This is a genomic window from Umezawaea endophytica, assembly GCF_025061645.1.
GTDB lineage: Bacteria > Actinomycetota > Actinomycetes > Mycobacteriales > Pseudonocardiaceae > Umezawaea > Umezawaea endophytica.
On record NZ_JANYMP010000040.1, the window covers coordinates 46,548 to 66,281 of the forward strand.

Sequence of the window (19,734 nt, forward strand, 5' to 3'; positions counted from 1 at the left end):
TCACACCGGCGCGGGCACCAGGCCCAGGCGGTGCGGTCCTGTGTAGACGTTCATCGACGTGCCGCGCAGGAAACCGACCAGCGTCAGGCCCATCTCGGCCGCCAACTCGGCCGCGAGCGACGACGGCGCGGACACCGCGGCCAGCATCGGGATGCCGGCCATGACCGCCTTCTGCACCAGCTCGAACGACGCCCGGCCGCTGACCATGAGCACGGTCCCGCTGACGGGCAGCCAGTTCGACCGCGCCGCCCAGCCGATGACCTTGTCCACGGCGTTGTGCCTGCCGACGTCCTCCCGCAGGCACAGCAGTTCACCCTCGGCCGAGAACAGCCCCGCCGCGTGCAGGCCCCCCGTCCGGTCGAAGACCCGTTGTGCCGCACGGAGCTTGTCCGGCAGCGTGCACAGCGTCGCCAGGTCCATCCGCAGCGCGTCGTCGTGCACCGGCCAGGTGGACGCCATCCGGACCGCGTCCAGGCTCGCCTTGCCGCACAGGCCGCACGACGACGTGGTATAGAAGTTGCGCTCGATCGACGGGTCCGGCGGCGCCACGCCGTCCGCGAGGCTCACGTCGAGGACGTTGTAGGTGTTGACGCCGTCCGCGGTCGCGCCCGCGCAGTAGCGGATCGCGGCCACGTCCGACACTCCCCTGGTCACGCCCTCGCCCACCAGGAATCCCGCGGCCAGGTCGAAGTCGTCACCGGGGGTGCGCATCGTGACGGACAGCGGTTTGCCGCCGACCCGGATCTCCAGCGGTTCCTCCACCGTCAGCGTGTCCGGTCGCGCGGTCACCTTCCCGTCCAGCACGCGGAACACCCTGCGTCTGGTCGTCACTCGTCCCATTGGTCCACCAGTTCGTCGTCGGGTCGTGGCAGAGCGCCAGGCAGTCGGCCAGCAGGTGGTGCAGCACGTCGTCGCGCCGGTCCCCCGCCCTGAGGGCGACGATCCTGGTCGCGTGCGCCACCACGGTCGGCGCGATCAGCCTGCCGCGCAACGGTTTGATGCCCGCCAGCGAGGTGCAGTGCAGGACCAGGTCCACCACCGGCGCGCGGGTCGTGTGCAGGAGTCCCGCGGCGAACGGGAGGAGGAGTTGCCGTCCGTCGTCGGTGCACTCGTCGTTGACGGACCTCGCGATCGACGCCAGCACCGGGTGGACGGCGGCGGGGCGGTCCGACCAGACCTCACCCGCCAGCGTCGACACCAGTTCCAGCAGGCACTGGCCGTGGCCCGGCGTCGGGTGCCTGCCGCGCGACAGCCTCGGCACGCGGGTCATGACGTCGGGAGGAGTCGGGAGCGGCCCGGCTGCACCAGAGCCCTGGTGAGCAGTGCGCCGGTGAGGCCGACCAGTCCGGCGGCGATGAACGCGACCGGGTAGCCGTGGGTGGTGACCACCGCGCCCGCGACGCCGACGCCGAGCACACCGCCGAGCGCCTTCGCGCTGTAGAGGAGGCCGAAGTTCTGCAAGCCGCTCTCCTCGCCGAAGTACTCGCGGACCAGCGCCACCAGCAGCGTGTAGCAGCAGCCCGTGCCCAGCCCGGCGAGGCAGGCGCCCAGCAGCAGCGCGGCCGGGCGGTCGTGGGTGCCCGCCCACAGCAGGAGGAACTGGGCGGCGCTGCCGGTGAGCAGCGACAGGTACCAGGTGCGGCGTCGGCCCAGCCGGTCGGAGATCCGGCCGACCAGTACCCGGCCGCCGCCCGTGCACGCGGCGAGCGCGCTGAGCGCCACCGCGGCCCACAGCGGGTCGGTGCCGCTGAACGTGGCCAGGAAGGCCAGGTCGAACAGCGACACGGCCGCCGCGAGCGCCACCGCCAGGAACATCGGCGCGACCGCCCCGCTGCGCAGGGCTTCGGCGGGCAGGTACTGGCGGACCGCCGACTGGTTGCGCCGCCGGGCCTTGTCCAGCGCCCACGCGCGCGGCTCGACGTGCGCGGGCCACCAGTGCTTCGGCGGGTCCTCCAGCGCGATGCCCGCGCCGACGATCACGGCGAGCACGACGATCGCCGCGGCGTCGAGGAACAGGGTCTTGGTGCCCGTGTTCAGCACGAGACCCGCCAGCAGCACGAACGGGACGCAGCCGTAGGCGAACGCTCCGCTGACGACGCCGACCCCGGACGTCACGCGCTCGGGGAACCAGCGGACCACCGTGCCCACGCAGGCCGCGTAGACCAGACCGGCGCCGACGCCGCCGAGCAGCGAGTAGCCCAGGTAGATGGTGACCAGGCTCGTGGCGTGGGCGAGGGTCGTGAGACCGATCCCGCACAGCACCCCGCCGACGACCACCGCCAGCGCCGGGGGCAGGTGGCCCCGGTCGCGCAGCCACGCGGCGGGGAACGCCGTGCCCGCCTGGCAGACGGTCCACAACGCCAGCGCCCAGACCACGTCGGTCAGCCGGTGGCGCTCCACGAGCACCGGGACCACCGCGCCGAACCCGTACTGCTGGATCCCGGCGGCGAACATCGCCGCCCAGGCGGACCACAACATCCAGTTCCTCGACCGGCCCAGCAGCTCCCGGTCCGACTCGCCAACGCGGTACCGCCTGCCGTAGACGTCCCGCATCTCCTGTGGTTCGGGCACACTCCCACCCCACTTACATTGGAGATCGTATACAGTATTAAGTAACCTCTTTTATAACACCGCCCGTGCCGGATGTCCACGTCGGGAGCGCTCTCATGACCACTTGGCCAGCAGCCCGACAAGCGGCCCGCGACGCCGCGAAGCCCCTGGAAGCGGTGGAGGTCCCACTGGCGGACGCCCTGGGCGCCGCGCTCGCCGAACCACTCATGGCCCACACCCCCATGCCCGCCTTCGACACGGCGGCGATGGACGGCTACGCCGTCGCGGGCCCGCCGCCGTGGACGCTGGTCGGGGAGGTGCGGGCGGGTGGGCTTGTGGTGGTTCGTCGGGGGGATGGGGGTGGTGGGGTGGGTTGGGCCGGGGTGGGTTGGGCTGCGGGAGACCTGGGTCGGGGAGGTGGGGGTGCGGGAGATCTCGGCCGGGGAGGCGGGGATGCGGGAGACCAAGGTCCGGGAGGCGGGGCCACTGGAGACCAAGGTCCGGGAGGCGGGACCACTAGAGACCAAGAATCAGGAGGCTGGGGCGCGGACCGCCAAGGCCTAGGAAGCGGGAGCGCAGGAGACCAAGGCCGGGGAGACGGAGACGCAGGAGAACAAGGCTTGGGAAGCGGGGGCGCGGGACATCGAGATGCGGGAGAGGCAAGCGTGGGAGACCGGGCCAAGCGAGGCCTGAGCGCGGACGACTGGAAAATTCCGGTGGTCGATCGTGCCGTCCGGTCGTGCGATGCGCTGGTGGGCGAGGGCGAGCGAGGGGCGGACGGGGCCTCGGGAGCGCCTACCGGGTGCCGCGAAAGCGAGAGCTACGCGGGACTCCGCACGACCTCCAGCAGTCCCGAGCCAGCCTCCAGCAACTTCAGGTCACCCTCTGACAACTCTCAGCCGGCCTCCTGTGATTACGAACCGACCCCCACCGGTTCCGCGCCCGACCTTCACAGCCCCGAACCGACCCCCACCGACCCCGCGCCAGGCCCTAGCAGTTCCCCACCAACCGACCTGCGGGCCGACGTGCGGGTCGCCGGGGTCGCGTGCAGGCCGGGGCATCCGCAACTGCTGGCCGTCTTCCCGGACGGGCGGTGCGTGGTGGGGCTGCCGGGGAACCCGTTCGCGGCGCTCGGAGCGTGCGTCACGCTGGTGGAACCGCTGGTAGGAGCCCTGGCGGGACGGCTCGTGAAGCCCGCGGTCACGGTGGAGCTGCGGGGGGCCGTGGTCGCGCACCCGCGGGACACCCGGCTGGTTCCGGTCGTCCTGTCCGGTTCGACCGCCGCACCGGTCGGTCATGACCGACCGGGCACGCTGTGGGGCGCCGCGCTGGCCGACGCGCTCGCCGTCGTGCCTCCGGGCTGGTCCGGTAGCCCGGTCGAGGTATTGCACCTGTCCGGCTAGTGGAAACGACCGCCTGTGAAGGCGTGTGGCGCACTAGGATCGTAGGTTCAGACCACGCGACCCCGAGGTGAGCAGCACACCCATGTCCCACACCTTCGGTGTCGACCTGCGCGGGATGATCGACCTCCTGAGCCACCACCTGTACAGCAGCCCTCGCGTCTACGTGCGGGAACTGCTGCAAAACGCGGTCGACGCCATCACCGCGCGCCGCGCTCTGGACCCGGACGCCCCCGCCGAGGTGCGCATCGAGCCCATCGAGACGGCGGGCGGTGTGCTGCGCGTCACGGACACGGGCATCGGTCTGTCCGAGGGCGAGGTGCACGACCTCCTGTCGACCCTGGGGAGGACGTCCAAACGAGACGACCTGGGGTTCGCGCGGCAGGGTTTCCTCGGCCAGTTCGGGGTCGGCATGCTGTCGGCGTTCCTGGTCGCCGAGGAGATCAGGTTGACCACTCGGTCAGCGGGTGGCGGCCCGGCCGTGCGGTGGACGGCCGACGCGTCGGGCAACTACCGGGTCGAGGTCGACGACGGCGCGCACGACGCCGTCGGCACGACGATCGAGCTGGTGCCGAACCGCGACGCGGAGCACTGGCTGACGACGGACATGGTGCGCGCCCTGGTGACCGAGTACGGCGACCTGCTGCCGGTCGCGGTGCACGTCGCGGGTGAGGTCGCGACGACCGGGGAGCTGCCGTGGGGGCGCCGGTCGGAGGAGACCGGTTCGGACCTGACCGAGCGGATGGCCGACTACGGCGAGGAGCTGTTCGGGTTCCGGCCGTTCGACGCGATCCCGATCGAGGTGCCGACGGTCGGGCTGTCCGGGGTCGCGTTCGTGCTGCCCGAGGGCGTGCACCCCGGCACGCGCCAGTCGCACCGGGTGTACCTGAAGCGGATGCTGGTCGGGGACGGCGTCGAGGGGCTGCTGCCGGACTGGGCGTACTTCGTGCGCTGCGTGGTCGACTCGTCGGCGCTGCGGCCGACCGCGAGCCGCGAATCCCTGTACCAGGACGAAACGCTGCTGGCCGTGCGCGACGAACTGGGCAAGCAGGTGCGGGACTGGTTGGTGCGCCTGGACGCGACCGACCCGGACCGCACGTCGCAACTCCTGTCCGCGCACCACCTCGGCATCAAGTCGCTGGCGCGGGCGGACGACGAGATGCTGCGCCTCGTCGAGCGCTGGCTGCCGTTCGAGACGACCGAGGGCGCGGTGCCGCTGCGGCAGTTCCGCCGGATGCACGGCACCGTGCTGTACGTGCCGAACGTGGACGAGTTCCGCCAGCTCGCGCCGGTCGCGCAGGCGCAGGGCATCGGGCTGCTCAACGCGGGGTACGCCTACGACGTGGAGATCCTGGACCGGCTGGTGGCGCTGGACGGCGCGGTCGCCGCGCGCCAGGTCGCGCCAGGTGAGCTGCTGGCCGCGCTGGACCACCCGGAGCCGCTGTTCGACTCGGAGCTGAAGTCGCGGCTGGCCGAGGCCCGCGGCGTGCTGGACCGCCACGACTGCGAGGCCGTGACGCGCGACTTCGACCCCGTGTCGCTGCCCGCGCTGCTCATCTCCACTGTGGACGGTCAGCGCAAGCGCGACACCGAGGAGATCTCCGGTGAGGCGGACCCGCTGTGGGCGGAGCTGCTCGGCGAGCTGGTGGGGGACGCGCCGACGGCGAGCCAGCAGTTGGTCCTCAACTGCCGCAACCCGTTGGTGCGCAGGCTGGCCGCGCTGTCCGACCCCGCGCTGGTCGCGCTGACGGTCGAGTCGCTGTACGTGCACGCGCTGCTGCAAGCGCGACGCCCGATGCGGCCCAAGGACACCGCGGCGCTGAACCGTTCGTTCCTGGAGTTGCTCAACCGGGCCGTGGGGGACCGATGACCGACAAGCTGGCCGCCGAGGAGCAGTTCACCGAGGCCTACCACCTGCCGCCGGGCATGCAGCGGCACGAGGCGCTCGAACAGGCGGCACGGGTCGCGGACGCGGCGGACCACCAGCAGTTGGCGGTGTCGTGCCGGGTCGCGCTGATCCGCTCCTGCTACGACCTCGGCCGCTACGACCTGATGCTGGCGCCGTTCGCCTGGTGCACCGCCGCGGAGAAGCGCGGGCCGGAGGACTTCGGCCGCTGGGAGTCGCACACGTTCGACTGGTGCCACAAGTGGATCGCGAACGGGCTGCGCCGCGACCCCCGGTTCAGCCTGGCCCAGCTCAACGCCGTGGTCGACCAGTTCGCGGACCGCTACCGCAAGCACGGCTTCTCGCAGCAGCCGGTGCACGGCGTGCGGGCGACGCTGGCGCTGCACGTCGGCGACGACGCGGCGTACCGCGAGCACCTGACGAAGTTCCTCGCGCTCGACCGCGGTCCGATGAGCGACTGCGAGGCGTGCGTCGTCGAGGACCAGGCCACCCACCTGAGCAGGCTGGGCAGGCACGCGGAGGCCGTGGCGCTCGCGGAACCCGTGCTGCGCCAGGACACCACGTGCTCGACGCAGCCGCAGGGCATCCTCACGGCGCTGCTGCCCGCGTTCATCGCGCTGGGCGACCACGAGCGGGCGAGCAACGCGCACCTGGTGGCGTGCAGGCTGATCAAGGACGACAAGCTCGCGAACTACCTCAACACGCACCTCGAGTTCTGCGCCACGGCGGGGCACGTCGCGCGCGGCGTGGACCTGCTCTCCGGGAACCTCCACCGCGTCCACCACTCCCCCAGCCCGGCCGAGGCGATGGACTTCGCCGCCGCCGCGGCGCTGCTGCTCAGCCGGGTCCCCGCGCACGTCGAGTTCGAGGTGCCGCAGGCGGACGGCGTCACCACGCGCACCCTCGACGCGGCGGAACTCCGCGCGGAGCTGGAGGAGTCCGCGCTCGCGTTGGCCAAGCGCTTCGACGAGCGCAACGGCACGAGCGCGGTCGGCGACGGGGTGCGCGAAACGCTGCTGCGCCCGGACACCGAGCACGTGCCGCTGGCCGTTCCCGTCCTCACGCCCGCCGACGTCGTGGAGGAACCGGACGGGCTCGACCTCGCGTCGGACCCGGTCGAACTGGCGGAACGCGCCAACACCGCGTTCGACGCGGGCGACTTCGTCACCGGCAGCAGGCTGCTGCGGTCGCTGCCCGCGGACATGGACGCGCTGCTGCCGGACGCGCTCGCCGCGCAGCTCATGGCGAAGCGCTTGACCGCCGGTGCGTCCCGCATCCCGCGCGAGCAACTGCTGGCCGGGTTCGCCGACGTCGTCGACCAGCTCGCCGACGCGGGCGAGGCCGACCTGGCCAACCGCTACCGGGCCAGGCTCTCGGTGTGGCGGCTGCCGGAGGACGGACTGGAGGCGAGCACCGCCGTGGCCCAGGAGTGCCTGGCCGAGGCCGACGTCAACGGCACGCCGATCACCGCCGTCCTGGCGCGGCTCGTGCTGGCCGAACTGCTCGACCACGCGCACGAGCACGAGCCCGCCGCGTTCCTGATCGCCGAGGCGCGCGCCCAGGCCGAGGCGGAGGCGCCGAAGCTCGTGGCCAGGGTGCGGGTCGACCACGCCGAACACCTGGCCCGCCGCCAGGACCTGACCGGAGCGCTCGTCGCGGTCGGCGAGGTGCTGGCCGACGAGCTGCCGGAGAGCGTGCGGTTCGACGGGCTGAGGATCAAGCTGCGCCTGGAAACCGTGCTGGGGCAGGGCGAACCCGCCATGCGCACCGCGGAAACCCTGGTGGCTAGGGCATCCCGGTATCCGGGCCGGTGGCGGGCGGAGGCGCAGCGGCTGCGGGCGATCACCGTCGAGGAGCTGGGCCTGGAGGCCACCCACCTCGGTGAGCTGCGCGAAGCCGTGGCCGCGTGCCGCGAGTTCGGCGGCGAGGCGCACACCGCGCAGGCGTGCTACTCGCTCAGCGGCGGCTACCTCAAGACCGGCAGGCTGGTCGAGGCGGCGGAGACGCTGGAGGAGGCGCTGCGGCTCGTCCAGTCCGCGGGCGTCGAGGCCGAGCTGGGTCTCCAGGTGCGGTTCCGGCTGGGCCAGACGTGCGCGCAGCTCGGCGAGAACCAGGCCGCGCTGCGCCACCTGACGATCTCGCTGGAGCACATCGGCCCCGACGAGCACTGGCAGCGCGCGGTCGCGCTGGACGCGCTCGCCAACGCCCGCCGCAGGCTCGACCAGCTCGTCGAGTCGTCGCACACCTACGCCGAGGCGGCGCGGTTCTGGACGCTGATCGACCAGCCCGGCGAAGCCGCCGGGTCCTGGGTCGAAGCGGCGAACGTCCTGCCCGCCGGCCAGTCCACCGAGGGCCTGGCCGCCCTCGCCCAGGCGGAGCACCTGCTGCCGGGGATCGACGACGTCGGGGGCCGCACCCACATCGCCGCCAGGATCGCCGCGATCCGGGCGTTCCTGCACGCGCAGGCGGGCGAGTACGACCTGGCGATCGAGCAGAACGCGCTGGCCGAACAGGCGGCGATCGACCTGGAGGACGCGGGCTGGCAGGCGTTCCTCGTCGCGCGGGGCGGCCGGTTCCGCCTGCGCGCGGGCGACGCGCCCGCCGCCGAGACGGCCGCCCGCCGGGCCGCCGAGCTGATCGGCGACGAGACGCCGACCGAGGTCGTGGCCGAGGTGGTGTCGGTGCTGGAGGACGCGTTGGCGGAACTCGACCGGCCGACGGGAACCGATCCGCTCGTGCGGGCGTTGACGGCTCGGCTGGACGGCTGACGGAGCCCGTCCTGGGCTAACGAAGCCCGCACGGCCCGCGACTGTGACCTTGGAGGTCCGCCGACCCGAGGGAGCGCGATGACCGGCGTTGTGGAAACCGCTCTGGGGCGCGCCGCGGTCCAGGCGTCGAAACCGCTCCTCGAACCGCTGCTGGCGAAGTTCAAGCGCAACCTGGCCCAACGCGGCTACGGGCCCGCCGACGTGCTGACGCTGCTGGAGCGGATCCCCGGCCCGCACAGCGCGAACTACTGGCCCGCGAGCCTGCTGGAGCTGCTGCCGCACGGCGTGACCCAGCGCCAGGTCGACGCCTTCACGAAGACCCCCGAGTTCGCCACGTGCGCGCGGCAGGCCATCGCGGTGGCGATCATGAACGCGGAACCGGTGTACCGCAACACCATCACGACGAGCCTCACCCTGTCGATCGCGCCGCACGTGCCGGGAGTCAGCCGCGAGCGGATCACGCCGTACGTGCAGGCGTTCGCGGACCACCTCCTGGAAGCGTCCCGAGGCGTCGCGCGCAAGCTGCGGGACTCGATCGGCAACTCCCAGGAGCTGATCACCTGGGCGGAGTCGACCATCGTCTCGCAGACGCTGGCCTCCATCGACAAGTACGCCACCACCCTGGTGGCACAGAAGGAATCGCACGGCGACTACCGGAAGTGGGTCGACGACTACCGGAAGCGGTTCGCCGAGGCGCACCGCATGATCGACATCCCGGACCTCGGCACCCGGCGGGAGGTCGCCTACACCGAGCTCTTCGTCGAACCCACGATCCGGGAGATCGACAGCGAGACCCTGCTCTTCCGCACCACCAGGTCGAAAGCGGAACTGGTCGCGGACGAGGTCGGGTTCACCACGTTGACCAGGCAGGCCGTCCTGCTCGGCGATCCGGGCGCGGGCAAGTCCACGGCGAGCACGATCCTGGCCGTCACCGCGGCCGAGACCGGGCAGGCGGTCCCGTTCATCGTGGTGCTGCGGCACGTCGGCACACCGGAGTTCAGCATCACCGGGCTGCTGTGCGACCAACTCTCGACCCACCACCAGGTGACGGTCCCGCGGTCGTCCGTCGAACGCCTGCTGCACGAGGGTGAAGCCCTGCTGGTCTTCGACGGCCTGGACGAGATCCCCCGCGGAGCGGACCGCGTCCGGATCGCGCGGACGATCGAGGGCATCTCGCGCGCGTACCCCTACACCCGCGTCGTGGTGACGTCGCGGATCATCGGCTACCCGATCGCCCGGCTCAACCCCGCGCAGTTCAACGAGTACGCGATCTGCGCGTTCGACCGCGCGCAGGTGGACGACTACGTGGACAAGTGGTTCCGCAACCAGACCGCGGCCGGGCGGTGGACGACCACGGAGATCGCCTCCCGGTTCAAGCGGGAGACCGCCACCCTCAACGACCTGGTCACGAACCCGCTGCTGCTGGCGTTCATCTGCATCCTCTACCGGGGCAGGAAGACGATCCCGCGCACCAGGGCCCGGCTCTACAGCCGGTGCGTCGAACTGCTGCTCGGCGAGTGGGACAAGACGAGGGAGATCATCGACGAGGTCCCCGACCTCGAACTGCTGCAAATCACCCTGTCCAGGATCGCGTCGCTCTCGTCCAGGCTGGAGAAGGCCTCGCCCCGGTTGACGTCACGGGTGATCGAGGAGGACCTGGTGCCCTTCCTGCTCCAGGAGGGCAAGGGCAGCGCGAAGTCCGCGGCGGCCTTCGTGCGGGACCTGCTGGCGATCTGCCGGGGCAGGGCGTGGATCTTCACCGACGTCGGCCTCGACGTCGACCACGAAGAGGTGTTCGCCTTCACCCACGCGAGCTTCCGCGAGTACTTCGAAGCCCTCTACCTGATCAGGAACTGCGCGAACAGCGCCGAACTGGCGGAGCACCTCTGGCCGCACGCGACGAGCGGCCGGGCGGAGGTGTACGCGCAGATCTGCGTGTCCCTGCACAACATCGGCAACGCGGCGGGCGGGTCGGAGGTCGTCCTGTCGATGTTGGCCGCGCTGGAGGAGAAGCTGCCGCTCCCCGATCCGGACCTGACGAAGACGTCCTCCGGGGTGGAGAGGGAATCGTTGCGGGAGGCGTTCCGCAGGCAGACCGTGCTGCGGGAGTCGGTCCTCATGTACGTGGTCAAGATGTCCGACTGCGTCCCGATGAGCCGCGCGGCCCTGCAACAACTGCTGGGGTACACGGTCCGCCAGGTCCCCGTCGGGCGCGTGGGGGCGATGAGCCTCGTCCTGGAGTCGTCCTACCACCACAAGGACGTGGTGATCGAACTGCTGGGCGAACTGCTCCGGGGGTCGGTCGGCCGGGAGGACGACCAGGACCGGCTGGTGTACCTGTGGTTCGCGATCCACGCGGGCTACCTCGCGGACTCCGTCGAGGACGGGCTCAGCACCCAGGCGGTCAAGGCGCTGCGCGCGATCGTGCAGGAGCAGTTGCCCTTCGTGGAACGGCTGACGGCGAACCGCGGCGAACTCGGGTACGCGATCCGGTGCCAGGCGGGAGCGTTGCCGGAGAACGCGTTCGCGTCCGGGACGGTGTGGAGCTTCGTCGACAAGTACACCGACCTGTTCCAGTGCTTCGACCAGCTCATCCCCTCGGTAGGGCCGCAGTCCGTCGCCACCTGGGTGCTCGACTCGCTGTCGATGGCTGACCGGGGCACCGCGCCCGTCGCGGCCGCGATGAAACTGCTGCGCGCGGTCGCCACCGGTGTCGAGCAGCACGGCCCGGTGTTCGAGAACCTGCTCATGCCCACGCGGGCGGCGACCGGCAACTGGGACATCGGCGGCCAGTTCGAGGAGGTGCTGGAACGGTCGTGCGGCTACCCGCTCGCCTGCCGGGAAGGACTGCTCTACCTGGCGACCGGGTGCGTGGAACTGGCCGAGCTGTGGCAGAACGACCGCGGCACCTCGCGCGAACGGCTCTACGAGTGGGCACGGGTCAACACCGCGTCCCGGCACGCCGTCGACTACCTGGAGCGGTGGTCGACGGGCGCGCTGACGGTGTGGAAGACCGAGAGCCAGGGGGTGTCGTGACGCCGCCGGGACGAACCGGCTAGTCCTTGCGCCGCAACGCCTTCGCCGAGGCGTACAGGCAGACGGCGGCGGCGGTCGCCAGGTTGAGGCTTTCGGCCGCGCCGTAGATCGGGACCTTGAGCGAGGTGTCCAGGTCGGCGATCACGGTGTCCGGCAGGCCGTGCGCTTCGCTGCCGAAGACCCACGCCGTGGGGTGGGCGAGGTCGCCGCGCTGGTCCGCGGTGTCCAGGTCGTCTGTCGCGTAGCCGTCCGCTGCGACGAGCGCGAGACCCGCTGTGCGACAGGCTTCGAAGACCTCGGCCGCGTCGCGGGCGCGGGCGATCGGCAGGTGGAAGACGCTGCCGGTGGAGGCGCGGACGCACTTGCCGTTGTGCGGGTCGACGGTGTCGCCCGCGAAGATCACCGCGTCGGCGCCGGTCGCGTCGGCGACCCGGACGACCGTGCCCGCGTTGCCGGGATCGGTGACGCCGTGCAGCACGGCCACCAGGCGCGGCGTGCCGCGCAGCGCGGTCTCCAGCGGCACGTCGACGGGATCGCACACGGCCAGAAGACCTTGGGGCGTCACGGTTTCCGAGAGCCCCGCGGCGGCCTTGTCGGTGATCGCGTTGATCCGCACGCCCGCTTCGAGCGCGGAGTCCACGATGGACCGGTTGCGTTCCGCGGCGGTGTCCGTCACGAACAGCTCGTGGACCCGGCCGCGACCCGCCGCGGACCAGACGAGCGCTTCGCGAACGGCTTGGGCGCCTTCGGCGAGGAATTGTTCCGCGCGGTCCCTGCCCGGACGGCGGGTCAGCCTCCGAGCAGCAACGACCCGAGGTGTCCGTTCGGTGAACGGAGCTGCCTCGGGTCGTTGTGCGCGAGTGTGGTCGCTCAGGCCTTGTCCTCGGCCAGCGGCGCGTTCACGTCGTCCGGCATGGCGGCCTTGGCCAGCTCGACGATCGCGGTGAAGGCGGCCGGGTCGCTGACGGCCAACTCGGCCAGGATCTTGCGGTCGACCTCGATCTCGGCCAGGCGCAGACCCTGGATGAAGCGGTTGTAGGTCATGCCGTTCGCGCGGACCGCGGCGTTGATGCGCTGGATCCACAGCTTGCGGAAGTCGCCCTTGCGCGCACGGCGGTCGCGGTACGCGTAGCCGAGCGAGTGGAGCACCTGCTCCTTGGCCTTGCGGTACAGCCTTGAGCGCTGGCCGCGGTAACCGCTGGCGAGCTCAAGGGTGGTACGGCGCTTCTTGTGGGCGTTCACGGCCCTTTTGACGCGTGCCACTGTTCATCCTGTCGATCTCGTGGGGCCCGGCGGGTGGCGCCGGGGCCCCGGTGTCCAAGGGGGTGGGGCAGGCTCAGATGCCGAGCAGCTTCTTCAGGCGAGGCACGTCGTTCTTCGCGACCTCGACCGTGCCGCTGAGCCGCCGGGTCAGCTTGCTCGACTTCTTCTCGAGCAGGTGGCGCTTGCCCGCCTTCTCGCGAAGCAGCTTGCCGCTACCGGTGACCCTGATCCGCTTGGAGGTCCCTTTGTGCGTCTTGTTCTTCGGCATTTCCGTCCTCGTCTCGTGCTGCCACCGGGATGGGGCGGCAATGCGCCTTGCGGCCGAAGCCGCAAGATCACTCCTGCGCTGTACCCGCGTCCTGCTCGGTCGCGGCGTCCACACCGTCGCCGTAGTCCGGCTTCAGGGGACGGGTCTTCGTGGTCTTGTGCGGCGCCAACACCATGATCATGTTGCGGCCGTCCTGCTTCGGGTTGGACTCGACGAAGCCCAGCTCGGCGACGTCCTCCGCCAGCTTCTGGAGCAGCCGGTAACCCAGCTCCGGGCGCGACTGCTCGCGACCGCGGAACATGATCGTCACCTTGACCTTGTTACCACCGGACAGGAACCGGGCCACGTGGCCCTTCTTCGTCTGGTAGTCGTGCGGGTCGATCTTCGGCCGGAGCTTCTGCTCCTTGATGACCGTCAGCTGCTGGTTGCGGCGTGACTCGCGGGCCTTCTGCGCGCTCTCGTACTTGAACTTGCCGTAGTCCATGAGCTTGCAGACCGGCGGCCGAGCCTGCGCGGCGACCTCCACGAGGTCCAGATCCGCTTCCTGGGCGAGTCGGAGCGCGTCCTCGATGCGAACGATCCCGACCTGCTCGCCGTTCGGTCCAACGAGACGGACCTCCGGCACCCGAATGCGGTCGTTGATGCGCGGCTCGGTGCTGGCGGGAGCACCTCGGTTCGAGGGACTTGTCATTCACGTCCTTTGAGACTCGTTGTGCGCCAAAAACAAGAGCCCCGACACCATTGCTGGTGCGGGGCCCGCCTCCGACCGATCACCCTTCACCGACGCGCGAACGCGTCGGGCGGAACGGCACGGTGGCCTTCCGCGGGGACCGGAACCCGGCTGCCTGAACGGCTGCACGGGTGGGAGCGGGGCTCCACTTGCCGCCCTCGCACGAACGAGGGCTGGTCGCGCCGTAAAGAGTAGCAGACGGAGTTGTCAACCCCCGAATCGGCGACCCGTTCCGCCGTCTTGCGACAATGTCCGGGTGACCGAGCAGCCCGAAGTCGACGTCCGCGAACTGTCCGACGTGCCCAGCATCGAGGTGATCAGCAGGGCGGCCGTCATGCTGCTGTCCGCCGCCGCCGAACGCCTCGGCCTCGCCGACGAGGACCCCGAGACCAGCCCGCGCCGGGACCTGGATGAGGCCCGACGGCTGATCACCGCGCTGGCCGGGCTGATCACCTCGTCCGTCGAGTACCTCGGCCCGCACGCCGGGCCGCTGCGGGACGGGTTGCAGTCCGTGCAGCGGGCGTTCCGCGAGGCGTCCGTGGTGCCGGACGCGCCCGGCGCCGGTCCGGGCGAGAAGTACACCGGGCCGGTCTACTAGCCCCGGATCCCCAACCTGGCCAGGCGGCGGGACGCCAGCACCGCGATCACCTCGGGGTCGCCGCGGCGCCAGCCGTCGACCGGGTCGTCGTCGAACCTGGCGAGCTGCGCCAACGACATGGTGTTCAGCGCGTGCAGCGCCAGCAGGTCGGTGCGGCCCGTGTCGCGCAGCCGCCTGGCGGCGAACGCCCTGCGGGCGAAGCGGAGGCGCAGCGGCAGCCAGGTGATCAGCAGGAACACCAGCGGGACGGCGATCAGGGCCACCGCCAGCCAGTGGGCGACCGTCTCCACGGCCTCGATCTGCGCCCTGCCCACGTCGGAGAGGGTCGTGCCCGCGTCCGTGCCCTTGCCCAGCGCGCCGGCCAGGTCGTCGCCCACCACCGGCACCCGGCCCGCGCTGCCCGCGGCGTCGGAGAAGGCGTCGTGCACGCGGTTGCCCGCGTTGACCAGGCCGTCGCCGGGGGCCCTCGCGGTGAGGACGCCGTCGCGGGCGCCCAGCGCGAACCAGACCCAGAACGCCACCCAGCCGAGTGCGAGCACGTCGGCGATGACCTGACGGGTGAACCGCGCGGCACCATCCGCGTACCACTTCATGCGCAACGTCTATCAGCATCCAGGTTCGACGGATAGTGGCGGGTGGCCGCCCGCTAAGGTGCGGTCGGTGTCCACCACGTTCGGCGACCTGCTCCGCACCCACCGCGTCCGTTCCGCTCTGACGCAGGAGGAGTTGGCCGCCGGTTCCGGTGTGAGCGTGCGCGCGATCAGCGACATGGAGCGCGGCCGGGCCAAGGGGCCGCAGCGGCGGACGGTCGAGGCGCTCGCGCGGGTGCTGGGTCTCGACGGCGCTGAGCTGCGCGAACTGGTCGACACCGCCAAGGCGGGCCGGATGCGGCACCAGGCCCCCGCGGCGCCGTGGGCGCTGCCGCCGGACGTGCCGGACCTGACCGGGCGGGCGGCGGAGCTGCGGCGGTTGGAGCAGGTGGCGGGCGGTGGCCGGGCGACGGAGGTCGTCGTGGTGCACGGGCCGCCGGGCGCGGGCAAGACGACGTTGGTGGTGCACGCCGCGTACCGGCTCGCGGAGCGGTTCCCGGACGGCTGCCTGTTCGTGAACCTGCGCGGGATGGACGCGCGGCCGGTGCCGCCGGGCGAGGTCATGCACAAGGTGCTGCGGACGCTGGGCATCCCGGAGGAGCGGATCCCGGCCGTCGAGGAGGAACGGGCCTCGCTGTACCGGGCGGAGCTGCGGGGGCGGTCCACCGCGCTGGTGCTGGACAACGCGGCCGACGAGGCGCAGGTGCGGCCGCTGCTGGCGACCGGGTCGTCGTCGCTGGTGCTGGTGACGTCCCGGCAAACGCTGGGAGGGCTGGAGGTGGGCGCGCGGCTGGCGCTGGACGTGTTGTCCGGCGCGGAATCCGTGTGGCTGCTGGGCGCCATCGCCGGTGTGGAGCGGATCTACGCCGAGCAGGCCGACGCCGAACGGGTCGCCGAGCTGTGCGGGCGCCTGCCGCTGGCGTTGCGGATCGCGGGCAACCGGTTGGCGAGCAGGCCGCGCTGGACGGTCGCGCACCTGGCCGAGCAACTGGGCGACGAGGGCCGCAGGCTCAGCGCGCTCACGTCCGGCGACCTGCGGGTGCGGGCCGCTTTCCTGATGTCCTACCAGCACCTGAACGAGCGGGCCGCGCTGGTGTTCCGGCGGATGTCGCTGGCGCCGGGCGGCGACGTGACGCCCTCGCTGGTCGCGGTGGCGGCGGGGATCGCGGAGGACGCGGCCGAGGAGACGTTGGAGGAACTGGTCGACGCGAGCCTCGTGGAGGTGTCCGCGACGGCGGGCCGGTACGTGTGCCACGACCTGCTGCGGGTGTTCGCGCGGGAACGACTGGCCGCGGACGAGTCGCCCGCGGTCCTCGACGAGGCGCGGTGGCGGACGATCGACTGGCTGCTGCGCGAGGCGCGGTCGTCGGCGCGGGTGTTCGGGCCGAACGGGGCCGACGGGGACCGCGACCACGCGGCGACATGGTTGCAGCGCGAGACCGGCCACTGGATCGGCGCGCTGCGGTTGGCGCACGCCGCGCGGCGGCACCGGACCGTGCTGGACGTGGCGACGGCGATGCACTGGTACTCCGACCAGCGCGGTGACGGGCTGCTGTGGCACGAGGTGTTCCGCTACGGCGTCGACGCGGCCCGCGCGCTCGGCAGCAGGCGCGACGAGGCCGTGCAGCTCAACTTCGTCTGCTGGACGCTGTGCGTGCTCCTGGACCAGCAGGACGCGGCGCTGGTGGTGCACGAGCAGGCGTGGGCGGCGGCGGTCGACTGCGGCGACCTGGCGGAGCAGGCGTGGGCGCTCTACTACCGGTCCGCGATCGAGCGGCGCCAGGGTCGGCTGGACGAGGCGAGCGCGTTCGCCGTGCGAGCGGTCGAGGGGTTCGAAGCGGCGGGTGACGAGCTGTCGGTGCAGTTCGCCCTGTCGAACCTGGGGATACTGCTGCACCTGTTCGGCCGGTACGCCGAATCGGCCGAGGTGCACCGCAAGTGCGTCGCCTTCCACCGGGCGCGCGTCGAGGACAGGCCGCACGACCGGGAGACGCTGGCGGTCAACCTGCTGAGGCTGGCCGCGAACCTGATCGCGTTGCGGGACTGGGACTCCGCGCGCGAGGCGTGCGAGGAGGCGCTGGAGCTGGCGCGGTCGACGCAGGCGCGCAACTCCGAGTCGGACGCGCTGTTCCGGCTCGGCGCGGTGCTGCACGGGCAGGGTGACGGCGCGGGCGCGGTGGCGCGGCTGCGGGAGGCCGTCGAGGTGGTCAACCCGATGCGCACGACGGCGCTGGTGGAGATGCTCGGCCTGCTCGCGACCGTGCACGACGGCCTGGGCGAAACCGACCAGGCGAGGTCGTACCGGTTGCGGGCGTTGGACATCTGCACGCGCTCGGGGACCGCGGCGACCCGCGCGATGAGCGAGGACCTGCGCCGGGCGCTGGACGCACCGGCCGAGGTGCGGACCGACGGGCACGCGTGACGCGGCCGGGCGGCCGGTGCCCCGGCGAGGGGGCGCCGGCCGCCCGAGGGCTCAGTCGCCGAGCACGGCCAGCGCGTCGATCTCCACCAGCAGGCCTGCCGGGAGTCCTACGTAGACGGTCGTGCGGGCGGAGTACGGCTCGGTCATGAACTCGCCGTAGGCGTCGTTCATCTCGCCGAAGTGGGCGGTGTCCGTGAGGTACACGCGCAGCATCACGACGTCGTCGAAGCTCGCGCCCGCGGCCTCCAGCACCGAGGCGACGTTGCGCAGGGTCTGCGCGGTCTGCTCCTTCACCGTGTCGCCGACGATCGCACCGGTCTCGGCGTCGAACGCGACCTGACCCGCGACCTGGAGGATGTTGCCCTTGCGGACGCCCTGCGAGAACTTCGCGATGGGCTTGGGCGCGGACTCGGTGTGGATCTCGATCTTCGGCAAGGCAGGAACCTCTCTAGTCGCGCGGCGAGTAGCCGCACTCGGTGGACGCCGCTCGCGCCGTGGCGAGCAGGTTGGGCACGAGGGCCAGCAGGCCCTCGAAGTCGAGCATCACCTTGGGGACGGACATCGAGACGGCCGCGACGACCTCGCCGCGGGAGCCGCGGATCGGCGCGCCGATGCAGTGGATGAAGTCCTCGTGCTCGGAGTTGTCCATCGCGTACCCGCGTTCGCGCACCCGTTCCAGCTCGGCCAGGTAGGCGGTCGCGTCGGTGATGGTGTTCGCGGTCAGCCTCGGGTACTCCATGGACTCCGCGACCTCGCGCCGCTTGGCCTCGGGCAGGTCCGACAGCAGGACCTTCGCCACGGCGGTGCAGTGCAGCGGGGCGCGGCGGCCGACGCGGGAGTACATCCGCATCGGGTGCGTGCTGTCGTACTTGTCGATGTAGATCACCTCGCCGCCCTCGTAGCTGGCGAGGTGGACGGTGTAGCCGGTGAGCGCGTTCAGCTCGCGCAGCGCGGCCTCGGCGCTGCGGCGGACGTCCCGCTCCTCCAGCGCTCGGTTGGCGAGGTCGAACAGCGCGGTGCCGAGCCGGTAGTGGTGCACGCCCTCGCGCTGCACGAACCGGTGCGACTCCAGGGTTCTCAGCAGTCTCAGCGCGGTCGACTTGTGCACGTCGATGACACCGGACAGCTCCTCCAGCGTCTTGGGGCCGGTCGCCAGTTCGCCGACGAGGGTCAACGCGCGGTCCAGGCTCTGGCTCATGGTGTCTCCCGTAGGTCGCCCGCCCTCAGGGTCGCCGCCGCCCAGGTGGGCTCGTCGGCGTCGAGCAGCGGTCCGGTGACCGACGCGGGCAGCGGCTGTCCGACGTCCTCGTGGGTCAGCAGCGCCGCGGCCGCTTGCAGGTGCCCCGCGCGCAGTCGCCTGGCGGGAGGGTTCCCGGCCAGGTGGGCGGCAAGATAACCCGCCGCGAACGCGTCGCCGGCGCCGACCGGTTCGACCACGTCCACGCGCAGCGCCCGCTGGTAGGTGTGGACGTCGCCCTCGACGAGCGTGGCGCCCTTCTCGCCCTGCTTCACGACGATGCTCGCCGGGCCGGGGAGCAGGGCGCGCAGCTCGTGCGGGTCGCCGGTCCCCCACACGGCCTCGGCCTCGTCGGCGCCCGCCAGCACCACGTCGGCGGCGTTCGCCAGGTCGCGCAGCACGGCCGGGTCGCGGTCGCGCCACAGCGCGGGCCGCCAGTTGAGGTCGAACGACACCAGGTGCCCGGTCCGGGGCGCGGTCAGGACGTCCCGCAGCAGCGCGAGGCAGGTGTCGGACAGGGCCGCGGTGATGCCGCTGACGTGCACCAACCGCACGTCGGCCAGGTCGAGGGCCCCCAGCACCCCCGGTCCCATGGCCGAGGCGGCGGAACCCCGCCGGTAGTAGCGGACGGGGCTCCCCGAGGCGTCGGCCTCCTTCACGTACAGGCCCGTCGGCCGCTCCGGGTCGACGTGCACCGCGCTCACGTCCACGCCCGCGCCGCCGACCCCGTCCAGGACGGCCTGACCGAACGCGTCCGCGCCCACCGCGCTCACCCACGAACTGGTGACACCCAGTCGGGCGAGATGGCAGGCCACATTGGACTCCGCGCCCCCGATCGCCCTGGTCCACTGCCGGACCGCGTGCGCGGGGCCTGGTTCGGCGGGTACCAGCACGACCATCGTCTCGCCGAGGCAGACCACACCGCCCGCTTGTTCGAACCTCATCCGCTTCTTTCCTCCGGACTTG

17 protein-coding genes and 2 pseudogenes are annotated in these 19,734 nt (G+C 71.9%); 8 read left to right on the forward strand and 11 right to left on the reverse strand.

Annotated elements, in window-relative coordinates:
• Genes fdhD through NZH93_RS44980 form a run of 3 tightly spaced genes read right to left on the reverse strand, consistent with a single transcriptional unit; the run spans position 1 to position 2,571 of the window.
• Positions 1-804, reverse strand: a complete 804-nt coding sequence (fdhD, locus tag NZH93_RS44970; RefSeq protein ID WP_259629486.1) for a formate dehydrogenase accessory sulfurtransferase FdhD — start codon at positions 802-804, stop codon at positions 1-3.
• Positions 695-1,270, reverse strand: coding sequence for a hypothetical protein (locus NZH93_RS44975; RefSeq protein ID WP_259629487.1), 576 nt, complete (start codon positions 1,268-1,270; stop codon positions 695-697). The genes fdhD and NZH93_RS44975 overlap by 110 nt, the downstream gene beginning before the upstream one ends.
• Complete coding sequence (locus tag NZH93_RS44980; RefSeq protein ID WP_259629488.1) at positions 1,267-2,571, reverse strand: OFA family MFS transporter; 1,305 nt, start codon at positions 2,569-2,571, stop codon at positions 1,267-1,269. Before NZH93_RS44980 ends, NZH93_RS44975 begins: the two co-directional genes overlap by 4 nt.
• Before the next feature lie 95 nt (positions 2,572-2,666).
• On the opposite strand from NZH93_RS44980, the pseudogene NZH93_RS51100 reads away from it, so the two are divergent.
• From NZH93_RS51100 to NZH93_RS45010, 6 genes and pseudogenes are all read left to right on the forward strand, one after another.
• Positions 2,667-2,831, forward strand: a pseudogene (locus NZH93_RS51100) (molybdopterin molybdotransferase MoeA); the annotation flags it as partial.
• 142 nt (positions 2,832-2,973) lie between these two features.
• The gene (locus NZH93_RS51105; protein ID WP_259629516.1) at positions 2,974-3,114 is read left to right on the forward strand and encodes a hypothetical protein; all 141 of its coding nucleotides are present in this window, start codon (positions 2,974-2,976) and stop codon (positions 3,112-3,114) included.
• A gap of 653 nt (positions 3,115-3,767) precedes the next feature.
• Positions 3,768-3,953 (forward strand): annotated as a pseudogene (locus NZH93_RS51490) (hypothetical protein); the annotation flags it as partial.
• Between the two features lie 82 nt (positions 3,954-4,035).
• Entirely contained in the window at positions 4,036-5,820 is a 1,785-nt protein-coding gene (locus tag NZH93_RS45000) for an HSP90 family protein (protein ID WP_259629489.1), read from the forward strand.
• Complete coding sequence (locus tag NZH93_RS45005) at positions 5,817-8,624, forward strand: hypothetical protein (RefSeq protein WP_259629490.1); 2,808 nt, start codon at positions 5,817-5,819, stop codon at positions 8,622-8,624. The genes NZH93_RS45000 and NZH93_RS45005 overlap by 4 nt, the downstream gene beginning before the upstream one ends.
• A gap of 78 nt (positions 8,625-8,702) precedes the next feature.
• A complete protein-coding gene (locus tag NZH93_RS45010) occupies positions 8,703-11,660 on the forward strand; it encodes an NACHT domain-containing protein (RefSeq protein WP_259629491.1) in 2,958 nt (985 codons plus the stop codon).
• A 19-nt stretch (positions 11,661-11,679) separates the two neighbouring features.
• On the opposite strand, the gene NZH93_RS45015 is transcribed toward NZH93_RS45010, so the two are convergent.
• The 4 genes from NZH93_RS45015 to infC all read right to left on the reverse strand — a co-directional run bounded on the left by NZH93_RS45015 (position 11,680) and on the right by infC (position 13,882).
• Complete coding sequence (locus NZH93_RS45015) at positions 11,680-12,534, reverse strand: TrmH family RNA methyltransferase (RefSeq protein WP_259629515.1); 855 nt, start codon at positions 12,532-12,534, stop codon at positions 11,680-11,682.
• Positions 12,531-12,923 (reverse strand): 50S ribosomal protein L20, encoded by a 393-nt coding sequence (gene rplT, locus NZH93_RS45020; RefSeq protein ID WP_259629492.1) that lies wholly within the window; start codon positions 12,921-12,923, stop codon positions 12,531-12,533. Before rplT ends, NZH93_RS45015 begins: the two co-directional genes overlap by 4 nt.
• A 73-nt stretch (positions 12,924-12,996) precedes the next feature.
• Positions 12,997-13,191, reverse strand: a complete 195-nt coding sequence (gene rpmI, locus NZH93_RS45025) for a 50S ribosomal protein L35 (RefSeq protein WP_259629493.1) — start codon at positions 13,189-13,191, stop codon at positions 12,997-12,999.
• 67 nt (positions 13,192-13,258) lie between these two features.
• Positions 13,259-13,882 carry a translation initiation factor IF-3 gene (gene infC / locus NZH93_RS45030; RefSeq protein ID WP_259629494.1) on the reverse strand — a complete coding sequence of 208 codons (624 nt, stop codon included), beginning with the start codon at positions 13,880-13,882 and terminating at the stop codon, positions 13,259-13,261.
• 295 nt (positions 13,883-14,177) lie between these two features.
• On the opposite strand from infC, the gene NZH93_RS45035 reads away from it, so the two are divergent.
• The gene (locus tag NZH93_RS45035; RefSeq protein ID WP_259629495.1) at positions 14,178-14,519 is read left to right on the forward strand and encodes a DUF1844 domain-containing protein; all 342 of its coding nucleotides are present in this window, start codon (positions 14,178-14,180) and stop codon (positions 14,517-14,519) included.
• Here NZH93_RS45035 and NZH93_RS45040 read toward each other — a convergent pair.
• The gene (locus tag NZH93_RS45040; RefSeq protein ID WP_259629496.1) at positions 14,516-15,112 is read right to left on the reverse strand and encodes a hypothetical protein; all 597 of its coding nucleotides are present in this window, start codon (positions 15,110-15,112) and stop codon (positions 14,516-14,518) included. The two genes, NZH93_RS45035 and NZH93_RS45040, sit on opposite strands and share 4 nt — an antisense overlap.
• A gap of 67 nt (positions 15,113-15,179) precedes the next feature.
• On the opposite strand from NZH93_RS45040, the gene NZH93_RS45045 reads away from it, so the two are divergent.
• The gene (locus tag NZH93_RS45045; protein WP_259629497.1) at positions 15,180-17,531 is read left to right on the forward strand and encodes an ATP-binding protein; all 2,352 of its coding nucleotides are present in this window, start codon (positions 15,180-15,182) and stop codon (positions 17,529-17,531) included.
• Between the two features lie 51 nt (positions 17,532-17,582).
• On the opposite strand, the gene NZH93_RS45050 is transcribed toward NZH93_RS45045, so the two are convergent.
• The 3 genes from NZH93_RS45050 to NZH93_RS45060 are packed head-to-tail and all read right to left on the reverse strand — an operon-like array spanning position 17,583 to position 19,712.
• Positions 17,583-17,966 carry a RidA family protein gene (locus NZH93_RS45050; protein WP_259629498.1) on the reverse strand — a complete coding sequence of 128 codons (384 nt, stop codon included), beginning with the start codon at positions 17,964-17,966 and terminating at the stop codon, positions 17,583-17,585.
• Between the two features lie 13 nt (positions 17,967-17,979).
• Positions 17,980-18,729, reverse strand: coding sequence for an IclR family transcriptional regulator (locus NZH93_RS45055; protein WP_259629499.1), 750 nt, complete (start codon positions 18,727-18,729; stop codon positions 17,980-17,982).
• Positions 18,726-19,712, reverse strand: a complete 987-nt coding sequence (locus tag NZH93_RS45060; RefSeq protein ID WP_259629500.1) for a sugar kinase — start codon at positions 19,710-19,712, stop codon at positions 18,726-18,728. The genes NZH93_RS45055 and NZH93_RS45060 overlap by 4 nt, the downstream gene beginning before the upstream one ends.
• Between the last annotated feature and the right edge of the window lie 22 nt (positions 19,713-19,734).